Origin of the sequence: Nocardia farcinica, assembly GCF_029867845.1 — a bacterium.
Classification (GTDB): Bacteria; Actinomycetota; Actinomycetes; order Mycobacteriales; family Mycobacteriaceae; genus Nocardia; species Nocardia farcinica_A.
Map to the genome: position 1 here is coordinate 1 of NZ_JARWRU010000163.1, position 1,926 is coordinate 1,926.

The following is a 1,926-nucleotide window of genomic DNA, read 5'->3' on the forward strand; positions in this document are numbered from 1 at the left end:
GGCCCTGCCCGCGCGCCGGTCGGGGGGCACCCTGTCCCCGGCGGGGTGGGTCGCCGGCTACCCCCCGGGCGCCCGGGCCGCCTATGAGGCCGGTGGTGCCGGCGAGTACCACCGCGCCGCCGATCTGGAGGGAGGTCTGCACCAGGCCGGAGGCCAGGCCCTGTTCGTGGTCGGCGATGCCTTCGGTGGCCTGCACCATGACCGAGGAGAAGCCGAGCGCGAAGCCGAGGCCGAGCAGCAGGAAGGCGGGCAGGTAGTCCAGGGCGTAGGTGGGGTCGGCGTTGCCGCCGCGGGCGAGGAACCACAGGTAACCGGCGACGAAGGAGGTCAGGGCGGCGATGATCATCGGAGCGGTGCCGAAGCGGTCGATGAGGTTGCCGGCGATCGGCGAGAGGATGGCGACGATGATGCCCGCGGGCGCCATGGCCAGCGCCATCCGCAGCGGTTCCCAGCCCAGGGTGTTCTGCAGGTAGAGCGAGACGATGGTCTGGAAACTGAGGTAGGAGCCGAAGATGGCCAGGGCGGCGAGGTTGGCCCGCACGATCGAGCGGACCTTGAAGATGCTCAGCCGCACCAGCGGGTGGCTGACGCGATTCTCCACCACGAAGAACGCGCCGAGCAGTCCGACGGCGAGGAGGCCGGTCGCGACGACGGTGGCGGTGAAGCCGGTCTCCGGCGCGGTGACGATGGTGTAGACCGCCGAGAGCATGCCGCCGGTCAGCAGGACGGCGCCGGTGAAATCGATGCCGCCTTCCTCCTTCTCGCTGGTGCGCGGCACCACGAACCAGGCGGTGACGAGCACGATCGCCACGACGGCGACCGGCATGTAGAAGGTGAGCCGCCAGTCGATGCCGGTGAGCAGGCCGGAGACGATGAGCCCGGAGGCGTAGCCGGTGGCGCCGAAGATGGTGAAGATCGACAGGGCGCGGTTGCGGTCGGGGCCTTCCTTGAAGGTGGTGGTGATGATCGAGAGCGCGGCAGGCGCGGTGAAGGCGGCGGCGACGCCCTTCACGATGCGGGTGGCGACGAGCAACAGGCCGTCGTCGACGAGTCCGCCCAGCAGCGAGGCCACGCCGAAGACCACCAGTGCGGTCAGGAAGACCTGCCTGCGGCCGAGCAGGTCGGCAGCGCGTCCGCCCAACAGCAGCAGTCCGCCGTAGCCGAGGATGTAGCCGTTGACGATCCACTGCAGCGCGGAGGTGTCCAAGCCCAGGTCGTGGCCGATGGACGGGAGCGCGACGCCGACCATGGAGACGTCGAGGGCGTCGAGGAACATCGCCAGTCCGGCGGTGAACAGGATGGCCCACAGCCGTGGGCCCCAGGAGTCGGCGTGCGCTTCTGCGGCGCCGGGCTCGGTCGAGTGCGGTTCGGAAAGGGTTGAGACGGAGAGTTTCTCGGGTGCCGTTGTCGGGGTCACCCGAGCAAACTTAGATGCGCATGCATTGAATGTCAACGCATGAGATGTGAAGACATGTAATGCGTGCGCATAAAATGTCTTGACATGCTAGTCTGGGGTCATGTACCACGACACCGACAACGATGTCTGCGCGAAGTGGTCCGACACGCTCCGGCTCTACCACGGCATCTCCGCGGAGCTGGAGAACGTGCTCCAGGCTCGGCACCGGCTCGGGCTCAGCGAATTCGAGCTGTTGCAGATCCTGGCGGGCCGCTGCGGCGGCGAATGCACCGAGAAGGTCAGGATGAAGGACATCGAGGCCGAGATGTACCTGAGTCAGAGCGCGCTCTCCCGCACCGTCACCCGGCTGGAGAAGGCCGGGCTGGTGCAGCGCGCCGCCTGCGAGGCCGATCGTCGCGCCAACTTCCTGCAGCTCACTCCGCCCGGTCGCGAACGGCTGGAGCAGGCAAGGCCCTCGCACCGCGAGGTGTTGCAGAAGCATCTGGGCTGAAACGCGCTGGGGGGGGGGG

2 protein-coding genes are annotated in these 1,926 nt (G+C 68.3%); one reads left to right on the forward strand and one right to left on the reverse strand.

Annotation, left to right across the window (positions count from 1 at the left end; translation table 11 throughout):
• Positions 1-1,276, reverse strand: a 1,276-nt coding sequence (locus tag QH283_RS03335; protein WP_432420646.1) for an MFS transporter, incomplete at its 3' end; no start/stop codon positions are given.
• Positions 1,277-1,517: 241 nt separating this feature from the next.
• Here QH283_RS03335 and QH283_RS03340 point away from each other — a divergent pair.
• Positions 1,518-1,907, forward strand: coding sequence for a MarR family winged helix-turn-helix transcriptional regulator (locus tag QH283_RS03340; protein WP_280501549.1), 390 nt, complete (start codon positions 1,518-1,520; stop codon positions 1,905-1,907).
• The last annotated feature ends 19 nt before the right edge of the window (positions 1,908-1,926 follow it).

Bases quoted from the DNA above. Each gene is read 5' to 3' on its own strand.
- QH283_RS03340 (WP_280501549.1), top strand. From the start codon at position 1,518: ATGTACCACGACACCGACAACGATGTCTGCGCGAAGTGGTCCGACACG.